Origin of the sequence: Salinivirga sp. (assembly GCF_035268865.1) — a bacterium.
Taxonomy (GTDB): Bacteria; Bacteroidota; Bacteroidia; order Bacteroidales; family Salinivirgaceae; genus Salinivirga.
This window is the reverse complement of record NZ_DATFKB010000231.1, coordinates 1-19,245: the sequence shown is the minus strand read 5'-3', so window position 1 is coordinate 19,245 and position 19,245 is coordinate 1. Positions and strand designations below refer to the sequence as shown.

At 39.1% G+C, this 19,245-nt stretch carries 15 protein-coding genes; 2 read left to right on the top strand and 13 right to left on the bottom strand.

Annotated elements, in window-relative coordinates; genetic code table 11:
* Nucleotides 1–110: 110 nt before the first annotated feature.
* From VJ937_RS13855 to VJ937_RS13830, 6 genes are all read right to left on the bottom strand, one after another.
* Nucleotides 111–1,073: an L-histidine N(alpha)-methyltransferase gene (locus VJ937_RS13855; protein WP_324068047.1), complete on the bottom strand. Its 963-nt coding sequence runs from the start codon at nucleotides 1,071–1,073 to the stop codon at nucleotides 111–113.
* Between the two features lie 110 nt (nucleotides 1,074–1,183).
* Nucleotides 1,184–1,990, bottom strand: coding sequence for a DUF1338 domain-containing protein (locus VJ937_RS13850; protein WP_324068045.1), 807 nt, complete (start codon nucleotides 1,988–1,990; stop codon nucleotides 1,184–1,186).
* A gap of 337 nt (nucleotides 1,991–2,327) precedes the next feature.
* Nucleotides 2,328–4,736 (bottom strand): ABC transporter permease, encoded by a 2,409-nt coding sequence (locus VJ937_RS13845; protein ID WP_324068043.1) that lies wholly within the window; start codon nucleotides 4,734–4,736, stop codon nucleotides 2,328–2,330.
* Nucleotides 4,737–4,739: 3 nt separating this feature from the next.
* Nucleotides 4,740–7,151 carry an ABC transporter permease gene (locus tag VJ937_RS13840; protein WP_324068041.1) on the bottom strand — a complete coding sequence of 804 codons (2,412 nt, stop codon included), beginning with the start codon at nucleotides 7,149–7,151 and terminating at the stop codon, nucleotides 4,740–4,742.
* A gap of 29 nt (nucleotides 7,152–7,180) precedes the next feature.
* Nucleotides 7,181–7,876, bottom strand: a complete 696-nt coding sequence (locus VJ937_RS13835) for an ABC transporter ATP-binding protein (RefSeq protein WP_324068039.1) — start codon at nucleotides 7,874–7,876, stop codon at nucleotides 7,181–7,183.
* Nucleotides 7,863–8,951 (bottom strand): efflux RND transporter periplasmic adaptor subunit, encoded by a 1,089-nt coding sequence (locus tag VJ937_RS13830; RefSeq protein WP_324068037.1) that lies wholly within the window; start codon nucleotides 8,949–8,951, stop codon nucleotides 7,863–7,865. Before VJ937_RS13830 ends, VJ937_RS13835 begins: the two co-directional genes overlap by 14 nt.
* Before the next feature lie 192 nt (nucleotides 8,952–9,143).
* Between VJ937_RS13830 and VJ937_RS13825 the strand changes: the two genes are divergently transcribed.
* Together VJ937_RS13825 and VJ937_RS13820 are read left to right on the top strand one after the other, a co-directional pair.
* A complete protein-coding gene (locus VJ937_RS13825) occupies nucleotides 9,144–10,517 on the top strand; it encodes a sigma-54 dependent transcriptional regulator (RefSeq protein ID WP_324068035.1) in 1,374 nt (457 codons plus the stop codon).
* Nucleotides 10,507–11,856, top strand: coding sequence for a sensor histidine kinase (locus tag VJ937_RS13820; RefSeq protein WP_324068033.1), 1,350 nt, complete (start codon nucleotides 10,507–10,509; stop codon nucleotides 11,854–11,856). Before VJ937_RS13825 ends, VJ937_RS13820 begins: the two co-directional genes overlap by 11 nt.
* Here the strand turns inward: VJ937_RS13820 and VJ937_RS13815 are convergent.
* The 7 genes from VJ937_RS13815 to VJ937_RS13785 all read right to left on the bottom strand — a co-directional run.
* Nucleotides 11,840–12,982 (bottom strand): serine hydrolase, encoded by a 1,143-nt coding sequence (locus VJ937_RS13815; protein WP_324068031.1) that lies wholly within the window; start codon nucleotides 12,980–12,982, stop codon nucleotides 11,840–11,842. The genes VJ937_RS13820 and VJ937_RS13815 overlap by 17 nt on opposite strands.
* A 128-nt stretch (nucleotides 12,983–13,110) precedes the next feature.
* Nucleotides 13,111–13,713 (bottom strand): T9SS type A sorting domain-containing protein, encoded by a 603-nt coding sequence (locus tag VJ937_RS13810; protein ID WP_324068030.1) that lies wholly within the window; start codon nucleotides 13,711–13,713, stop codon nucleotides 13,111–13,113.
* Nucleotides 13,714–13,841: 128 nt separating this feature from the next.
* A complete protein-coding gene (locus tag VJ937_RS13805; RefSeq protein WP_324068028.1) occupies nucleotides 13,842–15,422 on the bottom strand; it encodes a hypothetical protein in 1,581 nt (526 codons plus the stop codon).
* Between the two features lie 33 nt (nucleotides 15,423–15,455).
* Nucleotides 15,456–16,436, bottom strand: a complete 981-nt coding sequence (locus VJ937_RS13800) for a DUF6175 family protein (RefSeq protein WP_324068026.1) — start codon at nucleotides 16,434–16,436, stop codon at nucleotides 15,456–15,458.
* 24 nt (nucleotides 16,437–16,460) lie between these two features.
* Nucleotides 16,461–16,973 carry a hypothetical protein gene (locus VJ937_RS13795; RefSeq protein ID WP_324068025.1) on the bottom strand — a complete coding sequence of 171 codons (513 nt, stop codon included), beginning with the start codon at nucleotides 16,971–16,973 and terminating at the stop codon, nucleotides 16,461–16,463.
* A 125-nt stretch (nucleotides 16,974–17,098) separates the two neighbouring features.
* On the bottom strand, nucleotides 17,099–18,421 hold the full coding sequence (locus VJ937_RS13790) for a hypothetical protein (protein ID WP_324068024.1): 1,323 nt from the start codon (nucleotides 18,419–18,421) through the stop codon (nucleotides 17,099–17,101).
* Nucleotides 18,422–18,519: 98 nt separating this feature from the next.
* Nucleotides 18,520–19,245 (bottom strand): hypothetical protein (locus VJ937_RS13785; RefSeq protein ID WP_324068022.1); only part of this gene is annotated, 726 nt, incomplete at its 5' end.

Below are 19,245 nucleotides of genomic sequence, written 5' to 3'. Positions count from 1 at the left end.
TTTTGATTCGGTAGACGAATATTAATAAATATCGATATTTAAACTACCTGTGCGAAGTTTTGTTATGGAAATGTTAATTTTTAATTTATACTCATTCTAAATAGCAGGATTTATATTTTTTTCCACAAACTATTTCTGAAATAATGTTTTTGATCATCGACACTATGAACTACCGAGAATCCACTATCCCGGGCTAAACTTTGAATCATTTCACTGTCGTATTTTTGAGAAATTTCCATAAATATCGGCTCCCATAAATCAAAAAACAGGGTTTGTCCGGTTACACCGATATTCACTTTTTGGGATTTCAGGCTAATGAGATAACTTTTTGCATCACCCGATATTGGGTTGTAGGTAGCATAATGTTTAAAATCTGCCAGGTTAAAATCTGCATCGAGCTCACGATTTATTCGCTTTAACAGATTTAGATTAAATGCTGCGGTGTAACCATGCGGGTCATCGTATGCCGGAAGCACAATATCAGGGTCTTTTTTTAAATCGAACCCAACAAGTAGTAAATCGTTTGCGGACATAAACTGACCGATGTGCTTGAAAAATTTCACGGCTGAGGCTTTGTCAAAATTACCAATACTCGAACCTAAAAAGAGAAATATTTTACGACGATTGTTCAAAACCTGTAAACCTGACAAAACCTCAAAAAAATCGCCTGTATAGGGTTTAATATAGAGTTCGGGCAGTGCTTTTTTTGTAGCAGACAAAAGTCTGCGATTGGCTTCTTCGCTTATATCAACTGGCAGATACCTGACATCGGCACTTTTTGAAATAAAGTGCTCAAGCAATACCCGTGTTTTGTAACCATCTCCTGCTCCCAGTTCAATAATATCTATAGGTTCTTTATTTGGGGCAAACCAATCGAGTATTTCATCTGCCTTGCGATCGAAAATCTCATATTCACAATTGGTAAGATAATACTCGGGCATTTGCATGATCTGTTGAAATATTCTACTTCCCTCATCATCGTAGAAATATTTGCTCTCCAGGTACTTAGGTGAGTATGTAAGTCCCTGAACAACATCTGCAAGCAACTGTTTATCGATGGTTTTTACGGTCATGCGCTGATTTTATTGTAAAAATATCAAAAAAAGGCAGCAAAAAACCAATTAAAATAAACCAATTGTTTTCTGCTACCTTACTGATATCCATATTTGTTTTAAGAACTCGATTATTTTTTATAATAATTGGTTGATTCGAAAATTTTATCGGCTGATTTGGCAATAAACCCAGAGTAACGCTCACCGTTTTCATCCTCGAACCGTTGAGCAAACTCATAATAGCAAGCAGGAATATGATATTCACCCTCTTCAAACTGCACAGGTATAATATCTGCCATAATGCTCGATTGCTTGAGTAATTGCTCTTTTGTGCCTTTTACTTCACCACCCGAGCTATTGAGTTTGAAGCCATTGTCTTTCAAAAGTTGGTTTACAGCTTCTATATCGCCAATATGCTCCAAATAATCGACGCTTACAGTAAAGTGGTTTGCTCTGTAGCCATACACATAAACCCAGGCCGCATATTCGGATTCTTCCCGTAGCTTTTCGTAAGTTTTATATGAAACAGGATTCCATGGCCGTCCTTTAAATACCAGTTCTTTATCGTCCAGTGCTTTTTGATCAGCGCTATCCAGTGCTTTTTTTACTGTTTCCTGTAACTCAGGACTAAACTCTTCCAGGAGTAATTCACTGATAAAAACACGTGGTGCATCTTCCACACCGGGCAACTCATAATGTTTCGCTTTCAATTTTTTGGCTTCAAAATCATAAGCGCCTTTTTCAACATAACCGGCATCTTTAAAAATTCGTGCCAGTTTTTCAATGTTCACACGCGGATCATTGTAGGTTCTAAAAGCCACGTGATCGTTGACAACCGTTTCGCCTTTACTTTCAAAAAGCTCCTTTACACGCTTTGCTGAAACATTTTGTTCAGCATAAGCATCCCATAACCTGTTAAAAATTTTCTTGTATTCCATACTTGTAATATTTTCCATACAAACAGGTTATGCAAACGATTGTTTAAAGTGCTCAGCTATAACTACTTTTTTTATTAGAGAGAATTTAAAAAAACACATTAGTTTCCCGGCTGAAGCCTTAACGCTCTTGAGTTTTGTCTAAATCCACGCCATAAATGGCGTGGTAACTAATCTGCATGCAATTTTGTAATATTGGGTTTTAACTATGAATTTTATCATCTTAAAAGTGGGCCAAGATATAACTTCAGGATGTACCGATTAGATGAGTTACATGTCATTGGAATAACGGTTGGCATGTCTTTTTAACCATGGTGATATGCATTTCCTAATACAAAAACTATTCGTATTTAAGAAATACGGCAGGATTTGTACGTGTGGCTTTAAGCGTATGATAACTTACTGTAACAGCCACAATACCTAAAATAAACACAGAGCCCAGTATATAGGGCAATAAACCGGGTGATACTGCAGCAACAAAAGTATCGAGCCATTGATTAGCAAAAACAAAAGCACCTAACCATGCCAATAAAATTGCAATGGCAAATATCTGCATATAATCAACATAGAGCAAACCCAGGATGTGTTTGTGGCCGGCACCCAGAATTTTTCTTATACTGATTTCGCGGCTTCTCTTTTGTGCCGAAAAAGCACTCAATGCAAAAAGGCCAAGACTGCTGATTATGATTGACAACCCTGAAAAATAGGCAAATATGCTCAGCAACCGATGTTCATGTGTGTATTGTGAATTAAATGTATTGCGAAGCCGGTTGATGGTTGGAACCTGGTTTGGGAAAAAACCGCTCCATAAGTGCTCCAGTTTTCCTGAATTCATCAGCTCTTTAGGGTCGCGCGCATTAATTACAAGGTAACGATTTGTGAAGATATTGGGTAAAATAGCCAGTGGTTCAATGTTTTGATGCAGTGAATAGTAGTTAAAATCCTTCACCACTCCTACTACTTTATGCTCATCGGAAAATCCTGATGCAAACTCTTTACCTAATGGCTGCGACCACCCCATTGTCTCTACAAAAGCCTCGTTTACAAGTATTTCATTTCGCAATTCGCCTTTTCGCGCCGAAGGGTCGAACCAGCGCCCTGCCACAACCTCGCAGCCTAACACTTCAAGATAATCGGGACGGCCACTGAACACATTGAAACCGTTCTGGTAGCGCCCCGAATCACTTTCGAAATAAAAAAGTAACCTTCCGGTCCTTAATCCCGGCACCCTTTCAGCCAATGTGGCTTTTTCTACATTGTCTAATTCAAGCACTGCGTTTAACAAGCTCCTGTACTGTGGGGCCCGCGTGCTGTCTTTCTCCAGCTCCATTATTACGAGCTTATCCATATCAAAACCCATATCACGGTTTACCAGGTAATTTGTTTGCAGCTGAATAATGATGGTTGCAATAATGATGGTACCGGCTACCAGATATTGGGCTACCAACATGAGTTTTCGCACTTTTGTAGACGATACAAAGTATGACCGCACATTGCGATAAAGCATCAGGTCGGCCCCTCCCCTGAATATGGTAATGGGCTGAAATAGCGACAAAACAAAAGCCGGATAAAAGCCACTCAAAAATCCCAGCAGAAGCCATACTACGGATAAAAACACAACTAACCGGGACAACACTGCTGACTCGAAAATATGGAAATCAAATCCGGTAATTTCGTTAAATGCCGGGAACAGCATTTCGGTAAATATTACAGATATAATAATTGCCAGCAATGTTATGGCAACTGATTCACCAAGAAATTGTATAATTACATTTTTCCGGGTAGCTCCCATGGTTTTACGAATGGCAATTTCCCTTGCCCGAATGCCACCCTGAGCTATAGCCATATTGATGTAATTTATACTGGCAATAGTGAGAATAAGTATACCGATTATACTAAAAAGCCATACAACATTTTTATCTCTGTTAGACAAGCTATCATATTGATAAACATGGTTAAAATGAATTTCGGGCAGCGAGATAGCCGGAAAATGCAAGTTCATTTGCATATTATGCTTACGTGTAAAGGCATCCACTTCATTTTTAAGCCTTTGGTTTATAAGCTGTTCCAGCTTTCCGGCACCCAAATCAGTTCTTACATAAGTTAAGGTATTTAGCCTTGTCCAGTCCTGGGTGTGCTTATAATCGTTCAGTATTAGTGAATCGTAGGGAACAATAAGATCAATATCGAGGTGACTTTGATAACCGCTCTTATTAAAAGTTCCTGCGAGCTCATACCATTTTTCTCCATACCGAAAAGTTTTGGTATTAAATGGTTCAAAGTACTTTTCATATTTTTTTTTGGCAATCCAGGCCTTAGGCAAAGTATCGGTCCTTGTGGTGAATACCGTTTGCGGATAGGTAAATAGTTTAAAAAAGTTGTCATCGGCGTGTTTTATTCTGCCTGGATTCAACCATTTATCATCTACAAATATGTTATTTCCATAATCTCCGGTTTCTAGTCTGCACACTTGCATATCAGGAAATTCTGATCGCATGCGCTTACCCAACACATGTGAAGTTAAAGCATAGGGCGTGCTCTCTTTTCGAAAATACTCAAAGGTTTCATTTACACGATACAGTTCATCTGCATTATCCCAACTCTCATCGAATTTAAGTTCGGTATGTACGTATAGAAAAATGAGTGAGGCAGCTGATATACCGGCAGCAAGTCCCAGAATATTAATAAAGGTATTAAGCTTCTGACGAAGAATGTTGCGATATATTATTGCCAAATAATTTTTCCACATAGGTCACTCATATTTTAATATTTCTGCAGGATTAACCCGGGCAGCCTCGCGTAAGCGAAGTACTGCCACAATAATAATCATCAAGGCCACAGTCAAAACGGCCAAAATCCAATTCATCAATGAAAAGCTAACATGAGAGGCAAAATTATCAAGCCACAAACGACTTAAATACCATGCTACAGGCAATGCAAAAAGAATTACTACTATAAAAATTCGAATAAACTCTCCTGCAATAAGTCCAAGTATAGATCTGTTGGAAGCTCCGTGCACTTTACGCACACTAATTTCCTTGCTTTTTTGCAAAATCATAAATGAAACCAGTCCCAATAGTCCAACAGCTGAAATAATCAAACTTAGTACAGACATTATACCGGCCAATTGATTAAATAACCTTTCCTCGGCATATTGATTATAGTAAATATCTTTGTATTCATTAATCTGAACCTGCTTGTCTCCCGCATGTCTTTTCAAACTTCTTTTGATATAAGTCAGGGCTTCATCTTTATTGCCCGGTTTATAGCGTACCGCAGCATATTGAATACCCATTTTTGGATTTTTCTCTTCAGAAACCAGGTCGATTGCAAATGGATTGGGCTCATCGTGTAGCGTTTTGGGATAAAAATCTTCAAAAATTCCAACAACTTGTTCATTACCGTAATACACATTCAAATCTGCACCTATTGCATTACCTGGTTTTTCATAGCCAAGGTGCCGTGCCATTTCCGGATTTATTAAAACAGCTGATAACAAATCAGAAGAATCATTTTCAAAGCCTCTTCCCTCATTGATTTCCAGTCCATAAACCTCAAAAAAATCGTTTACTACGCGCAGGGCCGGCAAAAACACCACATCGTTTACAGCAGTATCGGATCCAACAAAAAAACCGTGCCGGTTGTGGTCAATGCCCGGTATATAATCCGATGCCGTAACCTTATAAATGGCATCGTGCTTTTCTATCTCCTTTTTAAACTCCGGATAGCTCTTGTACAAATCTGAAAAGCGAGCGTTTATCACGAACAGATTATCGCGATTTATACCATTTGAGGAGCGCAGAAGATGCTTGTACTGATCATGAATGGTCAACGCAGCAAAAACGAGCAAAGTCGATATAAAAAGCTGGCTTACAACCAGAACCTTTCGACTCGCACCAGTTTTTCCGGCCCGTCTAAGGTTGCCTTTTAATATACGTGCCGGATTTAAACCTGCAATAAAAATGGCCGGATAAATTCCGCCGGCTGCGGCTACGGCAACTAAAACCAAAAAGAAGAACAACAAATTACGCCAGGATATTAAATCTAATAGTTCAAAATCTTTTACTGTAACTTGATTGAACCATGGAAGTAAAAGCTCTGTAAATACAAGTGAAATAACTGCAGCAATTAATGTAATAATAAACGCTTCTATAAATAATTGAAACCGAATATTGCCAGCAGTGGCACCCAGCACCTTTTTAACAGCAATTTCTCTGGCTCGTGAGGCAAATGTTGCAGTTGTGAGGTTAATATAGTTAATTGCTGCCATCAATATAAGAAAGAGTGCTACCCCCCCAAAAATATAGACATACTCCATATTTCCATTCTTACGTATCTCATATTCAAGGTGAGATGTAAGGTGAATATCATGTAAAGGCTGCAGGAACAATGCATTATTATCACGAATAAACGCATCGAAATGAGATTTCACAAATGCCGGCAAGGATTTTTGTATTTCACTTTGATTGGTTTGCTCACTTACCTTAATATAGGTCCAGCAAGGGTTTTGGACCCAATTGGTGGGCAATTCTCCTCCACGCATTTGCGCATAACTGTCAAGCGACACCAACACACTAAAATCAAAATGTGAGTGCACTGGCCAATCCTCTACAACCGCCTGCACCTCAACCTGTAAATGATTTTCTATTGTCAGATTCTTCCCAACAACATCGATATGTCCGAAGTATTTGCGAGCAGCATTTGAGGTAATTACTGCCTGAAAAGGTTTCTCAAGCCATTTTTCATCTTTAGTGTCAATGGTATCAACTGTAAAAACCTCAAAAAAGCCCGGATCTGTAAAAAAGAAACCACTATCATAATGCACAATATTGCGATACGCAATTTGTGTGCTGGGCGATTGGTAATTGAACAACCGGGTATGGGAAGTAATTTTTTCGCCAAAATAATCATCTATTTCAGGGCCGAGCGGAAAAGGACAGCTGGATGAACGTTCAACCAATCCGCCATAATTACCAAATTGTATAACACGATAAATGCGGTCGGAATCTTTATGAAAACGGTCGAAATTTAACTCGTCGTTCAGGTAAATACCTATCAAAAATACCGCTGTCAGGCCCAATACCAAACCAAGGATGTTTACAAAAAAATACATGCGGTTATTCAACGCATGCCTCAGTGCCATATGCCAACAACGCCATTTCAAGATTTTAATAATTTGCTTTTAGTTTTGTGCTACATTTTTTCTTCAAACCCGGCTCCCACATTCTCATGTATAATTTTACCATCAAAAAGCCTGATGAGCCTTCTGCTGTAATCAGCATCGCGCTGGGAGTGTGTGACCATAACAATTGTGGTGCCGTTGCTGTTTAAATCATTCAGCAATTGCATTACCTCCTCTCCGTGCGCAGAGTCGAGGTTTCCAGTGGGTTCATCTGCAAGTATCAAAGGTGGATCTGCCACTACTGCCCTGGCTACTGCAACACGTTGCTGCTGCCCACCAGAAAGTTGCACAGGAAAATGTCGTTGTCGGTGTGTAATCTGGACTTTCTCAAGGGCTTCCATCACCTTTCGTTTGCGCTCGCGTGCCGATACTCCCATATAAATAAGCGGGAGCTCCACATTTTCGAATACATTTAGCTCCTCTATCAAATTAAAATTTTGAAAAATAAAACCGATACTACCTTTACGTAGCTTTGCGCGGGCTTTTTCTTTCAATTTGCTCACTTCTTTGTTCCTAAAAAAATACTGGCCCGACGTAGGCAAATCTATGAGACCTAAAATATTGAGCAGAGTGGTTTTTCCGCAACCTGAAGGACCCATAATTGCAACAAATTCCCCTTCGTGTATTTCTAAACTGATGTCGTTTAATGCAACTGTTTCAACTTCATCAGCACGGAAAACCTTTATTAAATTATTAATTTTCAGCATAAAAACCTGATATTTTAAGGTGCGTTTTATCCCAAATTGGTTTTGTTGAAGATACAATAATTTGATCATTATGATGCAAACCCGATATAATTTCTAGTAATGCTCCGTTATAATGGCGTGTCCCTACTTGTACCTTTTTAAAGGTATTGCCATCTTTTTTAAACACCCATTCTGTATTTTCACTTCTATTTACTGCACTTCTTTTTATAAGAATTTTGTTTTCTGGCTCTGTAATTAATTTCAATTTTGATCTGGTATTCAAAAAACCATCAAGCCTTTCAGGGTTCTTTGACAATTCTAAAAAAAGCGATTTATCGCCGCATTCAATAATTCTACCTTCAAGCCTCTTTTGTTGTGTAAAAATATTTACAATATTATTCCAGGACTTTCGTGGTAATCTTTCTGCATGAAATACAAAAACATCATCGGATTTATTAAACACGATGCCCAGTTCCTGTCCCGGCTTTACATTGCTATCTGATTCTATAATTTTCAATTCGCCAACCTCCGGACTTATAACATGATAGAGCATACTACTCAGACTCTTTGTCTGAAGTTGAGCAATACGTTGCATAGTGCTTGTTGTGGCTTTGATTTCTTCATGAAGTATATTTTCCAACTGGTCAGCATTACTAAGCGAAAGCAATACCTTTTCATCCATTATTCCATATGCTTTAAGTTGTGCTATGAGTTCAGTTGTGTTGTCTGCAATATTTTTGTTTGCCAAAATTTTCTGAAGCAATTCAATATTTTTTTCTAACCTATTTTGAACCTGTATAAGCCTTTCTTTTTTATCATTGGATTGAAGCTTTGTACCGGAATTAATTGTGGCAATCGTGTCACCTTTATTTACTATATCGCCATTTGCTACCAGCCACTTCACACTTCCTTTAAAAGGCGAAGCAACAGCAGTTTGGATTCTTTGTAATTCTCCTAATACGATGTATTTACCTGAAACAGCAATTTGTTTCACAGTATCGACCTGTAGTGACGATGGCGCTACATTCATCTCCTCTCTGCATGATAACATAGTAAAAACAGAGATTAACATCAGGATTAGTGTTTTACAAGCCATAATTCGATTTTCATAATCAGTACTAAAACCAATCCAACCAACATTAACCAGCAGTAAATTAGACACTAACCATATTAAAAAGCATAAGAAAAGTGTTCAATTATGCTTTTATGCTGTTCAATAACGAACATTTTTGTTTTAAAAAACAAAAAAGCGTAATTTGGGCTATCATAATTCATTAAAAAGCCCACTATGAGTAAGCATGGAAATATTTTAATTGTAGATGACAACGAGGATATACTTTTTTCCTTAAAACTATTGCTTAAGCATCATGTAAACCATGTAGAAATAGAGCCCAATCCAGACAACATTCCAGACCTAATGCAGGAGCGGGATTACGATGTAATACTGCTTGACATGAACTTTTCGCAGGATGCCAGTAGCGGACAGGAAGGCTATTACTGGTTGGAAAAGATATTAAAAATAGATCCCCAGGCTGTTGTGGTATTTATTACGGCATATGGCAACACAGACAAAGCCGTTCAGGCCATAAAAGCAGGGGCAACCGACTTTATACTGAAGCCATTTCAGAACGAAAAAATTATTGCTACCGTTAATTCCAGTTTGCGCCTGCGTTTTAGCCAGGAAGAGGTCTCAACAGAGCGAAACCGCACCCGTGAACTCTCAGCAGCTACCGACCAGCCCTTCAAAGATTTTATAGGCGTTGCACCAAAAATGAAACAGGTTTTTTCCACAATTAATAAGGTGGCAGGAACCGATGCCAGCGTACTCATAACAGGCGAAAACGGAACAGGAAAAGAAGTTGTAGCACGCTCATTGCATCGCAACTCAACGCGCAAAGATTCCATTTTCGTGAATGTGGATCTCGGAGCCATACCCGATACACTTTTTGAGAGTGAACTTTTCGGTCATGAAAAAGGCGCATTTACTGATGCTAAAGATGCCAAACCCGGACGTTTTGAGGTAGCCTCGGGCGGCACACTGTTTTTAGATGAAATAGGAAATCTCACACTTCCTTTACAGGCAAAATTACTTGCAGCAATTGAAAACCGACAGGTAAAAAGGCTTGGTGCCAAAACACCCAAAGACATTGACATTAGACTAATTTGTGCCACCAATGCATCTATTTACGACATGGTGGACAATGGAGAATTCAGGCAGGACTTGCTTTACAGAATAAACACCGTAGAAATAGAACTTCCGCCGCTAAGAGAACGTATTGAGGACATACCTTTGCTGGCCGACCACTATCTTAAAATTTTTGGTAAGAAGTATAAAAAACGCATAAGAAAAGTGTCTGCTGCAGCTATGAAAGAACTCGAAATGTACAGTTGGCCCGGCAACATCAGGGAGCTGCAACACGCCATAGAGCGAGCAGTAATTATGGCAGAAGGAACCATGCTCGAACCCGATGACTTTGTGCTTTACAACAAAAGCAAGGCTAAAAGCGATATGGATTTCGATACTTTTGACCTGGACGAAGTAGAAAAAAAGGTGATAAAAAAAGTACTGGATAAAACACATGGTAATATAAGTCATGCCGCACGCGAATTAGGTTTAACCCGCACATCGCTATATCGTAGAATGGAAAAACATGGATTATAAAAAATTTTCATTTCAAGTCGTAATTCGTGTACTTTTGATACTCGTCACAGCATTGGTGGCAGGGTATCTCTATTATCAAACAGAATTTTATTTTACAGCCTCTTTTTCATTTGCACTGGCCCTTTTACAGGGTTATTGGCTCATTAAACTGGTGAACAAAACCAACCGACAGCTTACTGTTTTTCTTGATTCTATTCGCTACGCTGAGTTTAACCGCTCATTTAAGCCGGCAGGCCTGGGCGAAGCTTTTGATGGTCTATCAGCTTCTTTTAACCAGGTACTTGAGGATTTTCACGATATACGGAAAGAGAAAGAAGAGCAGTTCTTCTTCTATCAAAATGTGGTTCAACACATCGGCATTTCAATGATGGCCTACGCAGCCGATGGAAAAATTTTAATGCTCAACAATGCGGCCAATAAATTATTTCAGATAAAGAAGGTCAAAAATATAGCTGACATCGCACAATTCAGTGAAAAACTGGTAGAAATATTGCGCAATATTCAGAACAATCAACGTAAACTCATAAAAGTACAGGTCAACGACGATTTGTTGCAATTGTCGGTATATGCCAAGCAATTTAAACAAGAAAACAAAGAAATTACAATTGTATCGGTTCAAAACATTGAGTCAGAACTCGAACAAAACGAAATGGAGGCCTGGCAAAAACTTATCAGGGTTTTAACGCATGAAATCATGAACAGTATCACGCCCATTACCTCCCTGTCAACAACTGTAAATCTGATGGTCGACGACTGGCAACAAAGCCACGAGGCAGGTGAAGATACATCGGAAGTGACTGCAGACATCAAACAAGCTTTACAAACCATCCATAAACGCAGCGAAGGACTTTTACAATTTGTGCAGACCTATCGCAGTTTAACCAAAATACCCAAACCCAATTTCGAAATACTGAAAGTCCATGATTTTTATGCCAACCTGGAACAATTCATGCGAAAAGAACTGAATAGATCGGGCATAAAACTTTCCACAACTATAGAACCAACAAACCTTGAAATTACAGCAGATGAAACAATGATGGAGCAGGTTTTCATCAACCTTATGCGTAATGCAATTCATGCACTTGAAAAAACAGAAAACCCGGAATTAAAGCTTATTGCTGGTTATGGCAATTATGGTAATGTAATGCTTCAGGTAATTGACAATGGACAGGGAATTTTACCCGATGTACTGGAAAAGATTTTCATCCCTTTCTTTACAACAAAGCAAAATGGTTCGGGTATTGGTCTTTCTTTATCGCGTCAGCTTATTCGCGCCCAGGGGGGGAACATTACAGCAACTTCAGAACCGGGAAAAACTGTATTTACTGTGCGTTTTTAGTTTGCGCTATCTTAAATCCAGTATCAAGCCAAAGGTAAATGTCAGATGGAAGATTATTTACCCGCTCTTTGCTACGTTTATGCCCCAACCGCACTATAACCATATCCAAATCAGGAACAATAAAAATATACTGGCCGGCCAAACCACGTGCATAATAAGTCATATGCCCCTGGTGGTTTACCATCCACCATTGGTAACCATAAAAATCCACAGGTTTGTTTTCGTCTTCAGTTAACAGATGATCAGCTGGTTTGAGTGATTGCTCGAGCCAACTTTTTGGCACTACCTGTGCTCCATCCCAGGAGCCATTGTTGAGTACAAGTTGACCAATGCGCGCAAAGTCCCGGGCATTACTATTGAAACAACAGTAAGCCTTTTCAATTCCGCCTTCATGGTCCAGACTCCATAAAGCATCATGTTTGGCCCCTATTTTTTTCCACAACTTTTCTGAAGCATAATCTGCCAGACTCATACCAGTGGCTCTGCGCAGAATAATAGCTAAGAGCTCTGTATCACCGCTGAAATAATGAAAATATTTTCCGGGTTCCGATTTCATTTTCAGTTTAAGTATCATTTTTTCCAACTTCCGCCCATAATAGGCTTTGGTGGTTTTGCTCCATGGGTTGGCATAGGCTTCGTGCCAGTTAAGTCCCGAACTCATAGTCAAAACATCTTTTATACGCAGATCCCGGTTGGTTTCATTATCATATTCAGTTACATATTTGCTTACACGATCATTTACAGAACCAATGTGCCCCTCTTCAATAGCAACACCTACCAATAAGCTTACAATACTTTTGGCAGCCGAAAAGGAGTTGCTCCAGGAACTGTCTGTATAATTATCCCAGTAGTTTTCGTACAAAATTTTCTCATCTTGTATGACCATGTAAGCTACTGATTTTAGGTCCATTGCCCGCTCAAAAGTTGTATCCGACAAGGTATAGCTATTGTAATCAGCAGATTTGGCCCATGGTTCATGTTCACCGGCTTCCACCACGCGGTTAGGAAATATTTTATAATCATCTATATCAACTTTCTGGTAAACCAGAGCCCGCCAAAAATAGCCACATGATGTAAAAACAGAAGATGCAATCAATAAAAAAATAAATAGCTTTAACCTTTTCATAGCAATAGATTTTTTGGATAAAAAAACAGCAGATTATATGCAATATCTGCTGCAATTTAATTGAAAAAAACATGACCAACAAGTTACCTTATATTACATAACTTAATTATTGATTGAGTTCATTTAATTTATCGGGAAATTTGCAGCTTTCTGGAGCGCATAAATTCCTCACTACGCACAATTATGAAATATGCTCCTGCGGGCAGTCCTGTATTGATAGATATTTTCCCGGATGAGAAGTTTTCTGCATGCATCAATTGTCCCACTGCATTGTATAGTTGTAGTACTTTGTTTTGTCCTTCTGTGTGCGGAACAGATACAGTCACGTAACCCCGGGGTGCCGGGTTGGGATAAATGGTAAAATCAAATGTGGGTTCAGGGGGTACTCCTGTAGTTGAAGATACTGCTATTTTGCCTTTCATTCCGGAGCCTACATGGTTTTCGCAAACATAAAAAATTGTGTCCTGCGATGTAATCTCAAAAGTATAGTCTGAAGTTGTGGGACCAAAACCTCCGGATAATGGGGTTTCTTCTTCTTCATACCAGGTAGTGCTGCTAACCTGCACCAGGGGATGTGTCGCACTTGCACTAATTGTAACAGTATCTCCGACATTTACGGTTAAATAATCAGGAGAATATGAAAAGCCACTAATATTGATCTGATGGTGATCCGCCATCAGTCCCGTGTTAAGTGCAAAAAAAACTATAATGATCAGGTATATTTTCTTCATAATGATAATTTAATAATTTATATCAACAACACCCGACCATTAAAATTGTTGATAAACAGATAGTTAATCTACCAAAAAGAAAAGCCGGATTCCAATGGAATCCGGCCCAATAAATTCACACAATATTTCTATTGCACTTCTATAACATCTTGTGTAATAAGTGTGAAATCTTTACCTGCCAGAAAATACACAGAGATATAAATGGTTTTTCCACCACTAGTGCCTTTAAAAAGCATATAAGCATTATTATTATCCCATGGCGATAAAGAGTATTTTTTACCAAATCGCTCATTATCAAGTGTACGCATATAACCATCACGGAAAGCACGTGAATGCAGATTGTCATTATCCCGATCTACAAGAAGTTTAAATCCCTTATTTGTAAAATTGGGTTTCGACTTCATCAAGAGATATTCGGGATTGTTCTCCGGTGCAGTTGTGTATTGGTAACGGGTAACCTTACCCTGCACTTCTTTTGGTGAATCAAAAGAAAAATTGCCAAACTGATCGATCGGCAACTTAAACTTGCCCCATTTGGTAACTTTATTGAAAACAACTTTGGCGCCCTCATATCCGCCAAGATTAGCGAAATCTATTGCCCCGGTAACCTGACCACCGCCTTCAGATCTGCTATCATCCTGGCTAGAGGCTGAGGCCTGTCCGAAATCCTTTATGCGAAAATCACTATCGTTAAAAGGATACTCAAACATCATTACTTTGTCGACTTTATCGAAATGGCACTCCATTTTGACAGGTACACCCGGCATAAGCGTTGCCCGTGTATTGGCTCCTGATTTCCCGGCCACTTCAACTTTGTTGACCCTCTTTTCGATGCCTCCTTCAGCTAAAATGCGGATATCACGGTTATAGTCTTTCAATTCATAATCTTTACCGCCACGGTTCTCAAGCTGGAAGTACATGGTAATTTTGTCACCAAAAGTCTTCATGTTATTGTAAACCAGGTAAATATTATCATCAATTTCCACTTCTGAACCGCTGGAACTGGCAGGAGAGCCACCACCGGAAGACTGGGCTACATCACCACCTCCACCTTGTGTTTGTTGTGGTTCAGGCATATCGATTGTACCCAGAAGTTTCATGGCTTTATCATAGCACTCTTTGCTCACTTGCGGGACAGCCTTAAGCACCTTTATTGCTTCGGCATTATTACCTTGCTCTTTTAATGCTTCGGCGCGGCTAAGGAAGAAGTCGCAGTTTGAATTATAATACTGTAAAATACGCTCTTTGCCTTTATCTACAAAAGCTCTGAACTGTGCAGAACGAATGTTTACATAACGCAGTGCGGTCATGTATGCTTTTGTTTCGTTCGTACCTACACCTTTTACATCTGTACTTACTTCACTGAAAACTTTACCACTTTGCTTGTCTGTAATTTTGAATGATACACTCAATTGTAATGACACCATTGGAGGTGCAGTTGGTGTAGTCTCCTGTGTAAGCACAGTGGCATCACCTTCGATGGTAAAAAAGGATGCTTCGTCACCGCCGGCCATGTTGTTCAACGACAACAACTGGGTCATTTTGTGTTTAAGCATCTTTTTAGCATGAGCGGGCAGTTCACTGTTGTTCACTACGGGAGCAACAGCAATACGCGCCTCGTCATCTGCTTTTCCTTGGTTGTTCTGGCCATTGACTACAGTACTGAAAAGTACAGCTAGCAAGGTCAATAATATAAGTATTTGTTTCATTATTGAGAATTTAAATTCAACACAGTCGGTTTTTTATTTACCCCCGATTATAAGCCATACTTCTCCAAGACCCTTGGGAGCAATTTTTATTGGATCGGCAAGCCCAATTTCATCTTCAAGCCAATCTCTTAACTTGTAGGCAAAATCCTGAGTATCCTGTCCAACTTTCTCGCCGGTCCAGGGGTCTTCAGTAAACATTGGCATACGCACCTGATCCATAATTAAAAGATTTGCTGTACTTGTTGCCCTTGAAAATCTTTTTTCTACAGTATTCATAATAAACCAGGCATTAATCAATTGTGACAGTTCTCCGGTTTTACCTTTCCATGTATATTCACTTTCAAGGTTATCCATGGCTGCATCATTTACCAGTACCTGAATAGTAACCTCACGACCCTTTTCGAACATATCTTTAAAGTGGTTCATCAACCGGTCGTTGAACTCATCCATATGAGCTAAAACAGCTTCTTCGAGCAATACATCGGGTGTAGCGGCAGATGAAGGTTCGCCTGCACCCGAGGATGATGCTATATTTTTTGAAGTATAGGCATCGTAACCATTTAAAATATAGGTAATGTATTGCTGTGGTCCCCTGCGCTTGATTTCGAAACTCAAATCCATGATGATATCGGCTTTTGCCGTGCGCAATAATGCATCAATGGGTGATTCAGCAAGCCCCATTCCGGTAGAACTACTTATGGTCATGTCTTTTTGGGCACGCTCATTTTCAAGTTTTTTCAATTCTTGCTCAAGGTCTTTGAGTGGAAAACCACGGTCGGCCATTATTCCACTCATTTTTGATATAACCAGGCGAAGGTCGCTATCATTCTGAAGCGCTTTTTTGTAATCGGGCAACACTTTCGTCTCTCCCTGATTATTAAATTCCTGCTTATAATCTCTTGAAATACAATACTGATCAGAAGGAACCACCATAATGGTTGGTTTCTTGGCAGGCTGAGCAAACATTGATACAGCCAGCAATAAGACTGAAATAGTTAAAACAATATTTTTCATAGTGCTCTTGTTTTTTAGGTTCAATTAAAATCCGGCATCCAGACTTCTGGCAATACCTTTCTCCTCTAAATGTTTGCGCAAACTATCAAATTCAATAGAAACTGAAGCTGCGACTTTGTATCCTTTTTTCATTTTCAGACGGTCTTCGCCTGATGGCATACCTACATTCTTTGAGTTTACATACTGAAGGTATTTGCCTCCATCTTTAAAAAACTCGTCGAAAAATGCTTTGTGCTCGGTTTTAGCATTTTCATCTTTCACGATTGGACCAACTTTTGCTGAACCACCGCCTGCTGCAAATCCATGAAAGATAGCAGCCTTAACAGCTTTGCGTTTAGCATCAATAAGCGCCAATTCCGGAGTTTTTGCGTAACCCCATGATTTAATCATTTTAGTACCATCATTTCCTACGCTGATAATTTCAGCTTCAATTGCATGCTCACTTTCATATGTTGCATCCATTGTTTTTTTAGCAGCACAACCAAATAATCCATAGGCCAAACCTGCTATAACTAAAATTTGTAATAACTTTTTCATGTGTATTAATTTTAAATAACTGTTAGACTCAGAATAAATTTATTATTTCAAGAAAAAAATCTAAAGTCAAACCAGCCTCATTTCAAACAAATAAATTTATGATTTTATGCTAATATAACATTAAATTATTTAACCTGACGTAACAGCATTCCAGCCATTACTTTTCTACCTCCACCTTTAAATTTTGTGCCCTTAATTTCTTTTTCTTCATCACCGTTTTCTAATTTGGTATCATCTACATCCAGCACATAACGATTGTCCCAAATATCCTTTTTCTTTACTTTAACACTGCCGACTTTATCGTAACGCGTCAGGCCGGTTTTTTCATCCCAAACCATCTCGAGGACATCAAATTTATCGCCTCCTTCGACACCCTCTTTCATACCAATTTTTGCAATAATTGGATCTGTTGACAATATCGGAGTTTTGGTCTTAAATACATCATACTCTTTTTGGAGCTTAACATAAACCCTATCGATATTCCGTACAGTAGCTACTGTTAAAATTTCTTCCGGTTTTTTACCTATACCCAAAAGAACAAGTGATTTGGCTTTTTGATATCCAACATAGTTAAGTTTAAAGATATCAGTATTTTCAAATAATGCTTTGCGCTCAGGGTCTATTGATGTTGAATCCATCCACATATCCATATAAAACTTATCAGCAATTTCATCGTTCCATTCAAGCTGATAAAGGTAGGCAACATTCCATACGGAATAACCATCTTTGGCTGCATTGTAGGCTATTTCAGCAGCTTTAATAGCAGCCATTTGGGCTAATTGATTATCAATGGTGTTTTTGGCAATTGATATTGCTACATCGCGGGTGGCTCTTGCAATGGGTTCATTTTTCACAAACCTCATTCTGTTTATTACAACAAAGCTATTCTTGATGAGCTCTTCACCAGCATCTTTAATTGCTGCCATACCTCGTATTGAGCCACTGGCCAGTTGCACTTCCATTGCGCTTGCGTTGTATGCACCACGGTCATGAATCATACTCATATCGAATGATCCATCTTCTTTCCGGTTAAACCATTTTGCCACCATTCTGCGGGCTACATCTTTTTCTTCGAGATATTTATTAATGGCTTCCAGGTACTTCTGGTCAATTTTACGGCCATTTTTCTTTTTCCCACTATCCTCCTCCTTCTGCAGCTCCTCGGCTGATATGGAGGAATAGTCTTTGAACTTAAAACTTACTTCGGACAACCTGTGATCATTGTATTTTTCCGGGAAAGGGGCCTCATCATAGGCTTTCATTACAATGGCATTAAGCTCCGCTTCAGACTGGTCGCTAAAAACCGGTTTTGTTTCAAGCAAAATGGGGTAAAGCGAACTTCTTCTGTAAACAGTTTCAGGCTTCTCGGCCTCCTCCTGTGCTCTAACGGGCAATGTAGCAAGCATTGCCAAAGCAATCAGTAAAAGATTTTTGTTAAAAATTTTCATATGCAGTAATTTTTCACCTGTGAATTGTATCGCACTCATACAGTAAAAGTACTTAAGCAACAATATTCAACATGGCTGGTTTTTGTTTATGTAATTTATTAGAATTCGATATATAAACCTATATTATAAGTTAAACCTTCACGATCGACGAAAAAATCTGCATAATTTACCGGATCTCCCTCTGAATTCCCTAATGTATAACTATCTCCATCGCTGTCCATTATGTCTCCAACCATATGGTACTCTACGCCTGCAATCAATTTCATCCAGTAGGTTACGTTAATTCCAAAATCAACTCCGGCGTCGAACATCAAAACATTGAAATCGATGTCGTCATCCAGATCAGTTATATTCTCTGAATAAAGCATATGGTCGGCATACGTAAGGTCAGAGTGTGCAGCAGATTCATATGCAATCCCAACAAATGGTTCGAGGCTAAACATGCGGGCAAAATAGTACCCTTTTGCCAAACCACCGCCAAAACGCATAAAACTAAAATCGTATTCTACGGGATCAGATGGTGCTGTTAAATATTTATCAGATACTTCATAAGACTTGGCATCAACTGCCAGGTAACCATAAATTTTTAATTGGGGAATACCTATGTAGCGGGCTGTATTGAGAGAGGCTTTTACACCACCACCGCCCATATTACCAATTCCGAAGCGTCCTTGAATACCTATACCCCAATCTGATTTTTGCTGCAAGAGCATACCTTTTCTTAAACGGCCACCACTAATCTGATAAAACCGGGATGTGGGTGTTTCACCAGTAGCCACCTGACGGTTATCCACCACATTCTTGGCCCTTACAACACCTTTACG

Excerpts from the sequence above, each read along its gene's own strand:
- VJ937_RS13850 (WP_324068045.1), bottom strand. The coding sequence starts at position 1,990 with ATGGAATACAAGAAAATTTTTAACAGGTTATGGGATGCTTATGCTGAA.
- VJ937_RS13815 (WP_324068031.1), bottom strand. The coding sequence starts at position 12,982 with ATGAAAAGGTTAAAGCTATTTATTTTTTTATTGATTGCATCTTCTGTT.
- VJ937_RS13800 (WP_324068026.1), bottom strand. The coding sequence starts at position 16,436 with ATGAAAAATATTGTTTTAACTATTTCAGTCTTATTGCTGGCTGTATCA.
- VJ937_RS13820 (WP_324068033.1), top strand. The coding sequence starts at position 10,507 with ATGGATTATAAAAAATTTTCATTTCAAGTCGTAATTCGTGTACTTTTG.
- VJ937_RS13795 (WP_324068025.1), bottom strand. The coding sequence starts at position 16,973 with ATGAAAAAGTTATTACAAATTTTAGTTATAGCAGGTTTGGCCTATGGA.
- VJ937_RS13825 (WP_324068035.1), top strand. The coding sequence starts at position 9,144 with ATGAGTAAGCATGGAAATATTTTAATTGTAGATGACAACGAGGATATA.
- VJ937_RS13845 (WP_324068043.1), bottom strand. The coding sequence starts at position 4,736 with ATGTGGAAAAATTATTTGGCAATAATATATCGCAACATTCTTCGTCAG.
- VJ937_RS13835 (WP_324068039.1), bottom strand. The coding sequence starts at position 7,876 with ATGCTGAAAATTAATAATTTAATAAAGGTTTTCCGTGCTGATGAAGTT.
- VJ937_RS13810 (WP_324068030.1), bottom strand. The coding sequence starts at position 13,713 with ATGAAGAAAATATACCTGATCATTATAGTTTTTTTTGCACTTAACACG.
- VJ937_RS13855 (WP_324068047.1), bottom strand. The coding sequence starts at position 1,073 with ATGACCGTAAAAACCATCGATAAACAGTTGCTTGCAGATGTTGTTCAG.
- VJ937_RS13790 (WP_324068024.1), bottom strand. The coding sequence starts at position 18,421 with ATGAAAATTTTTAACAAAAATCTTTTACTGATTGCTTTGGCAATGCTT.
- VJ937_RS13830 (WP_324068037.1), bottom strand. The coding sequence starts at position 8,951 with ATGGCTTGTAAAACACTAATCCTGATGTTAATCTCTGTTTTTACTATG.
- VJ937_RS13805 (WP_324068028.1), bottom strand. The coding sequence starts at position 15,422 with ATGAAACAAATACTTATATTATTGACCTTGCTAGCTGTACTTTTCAGT.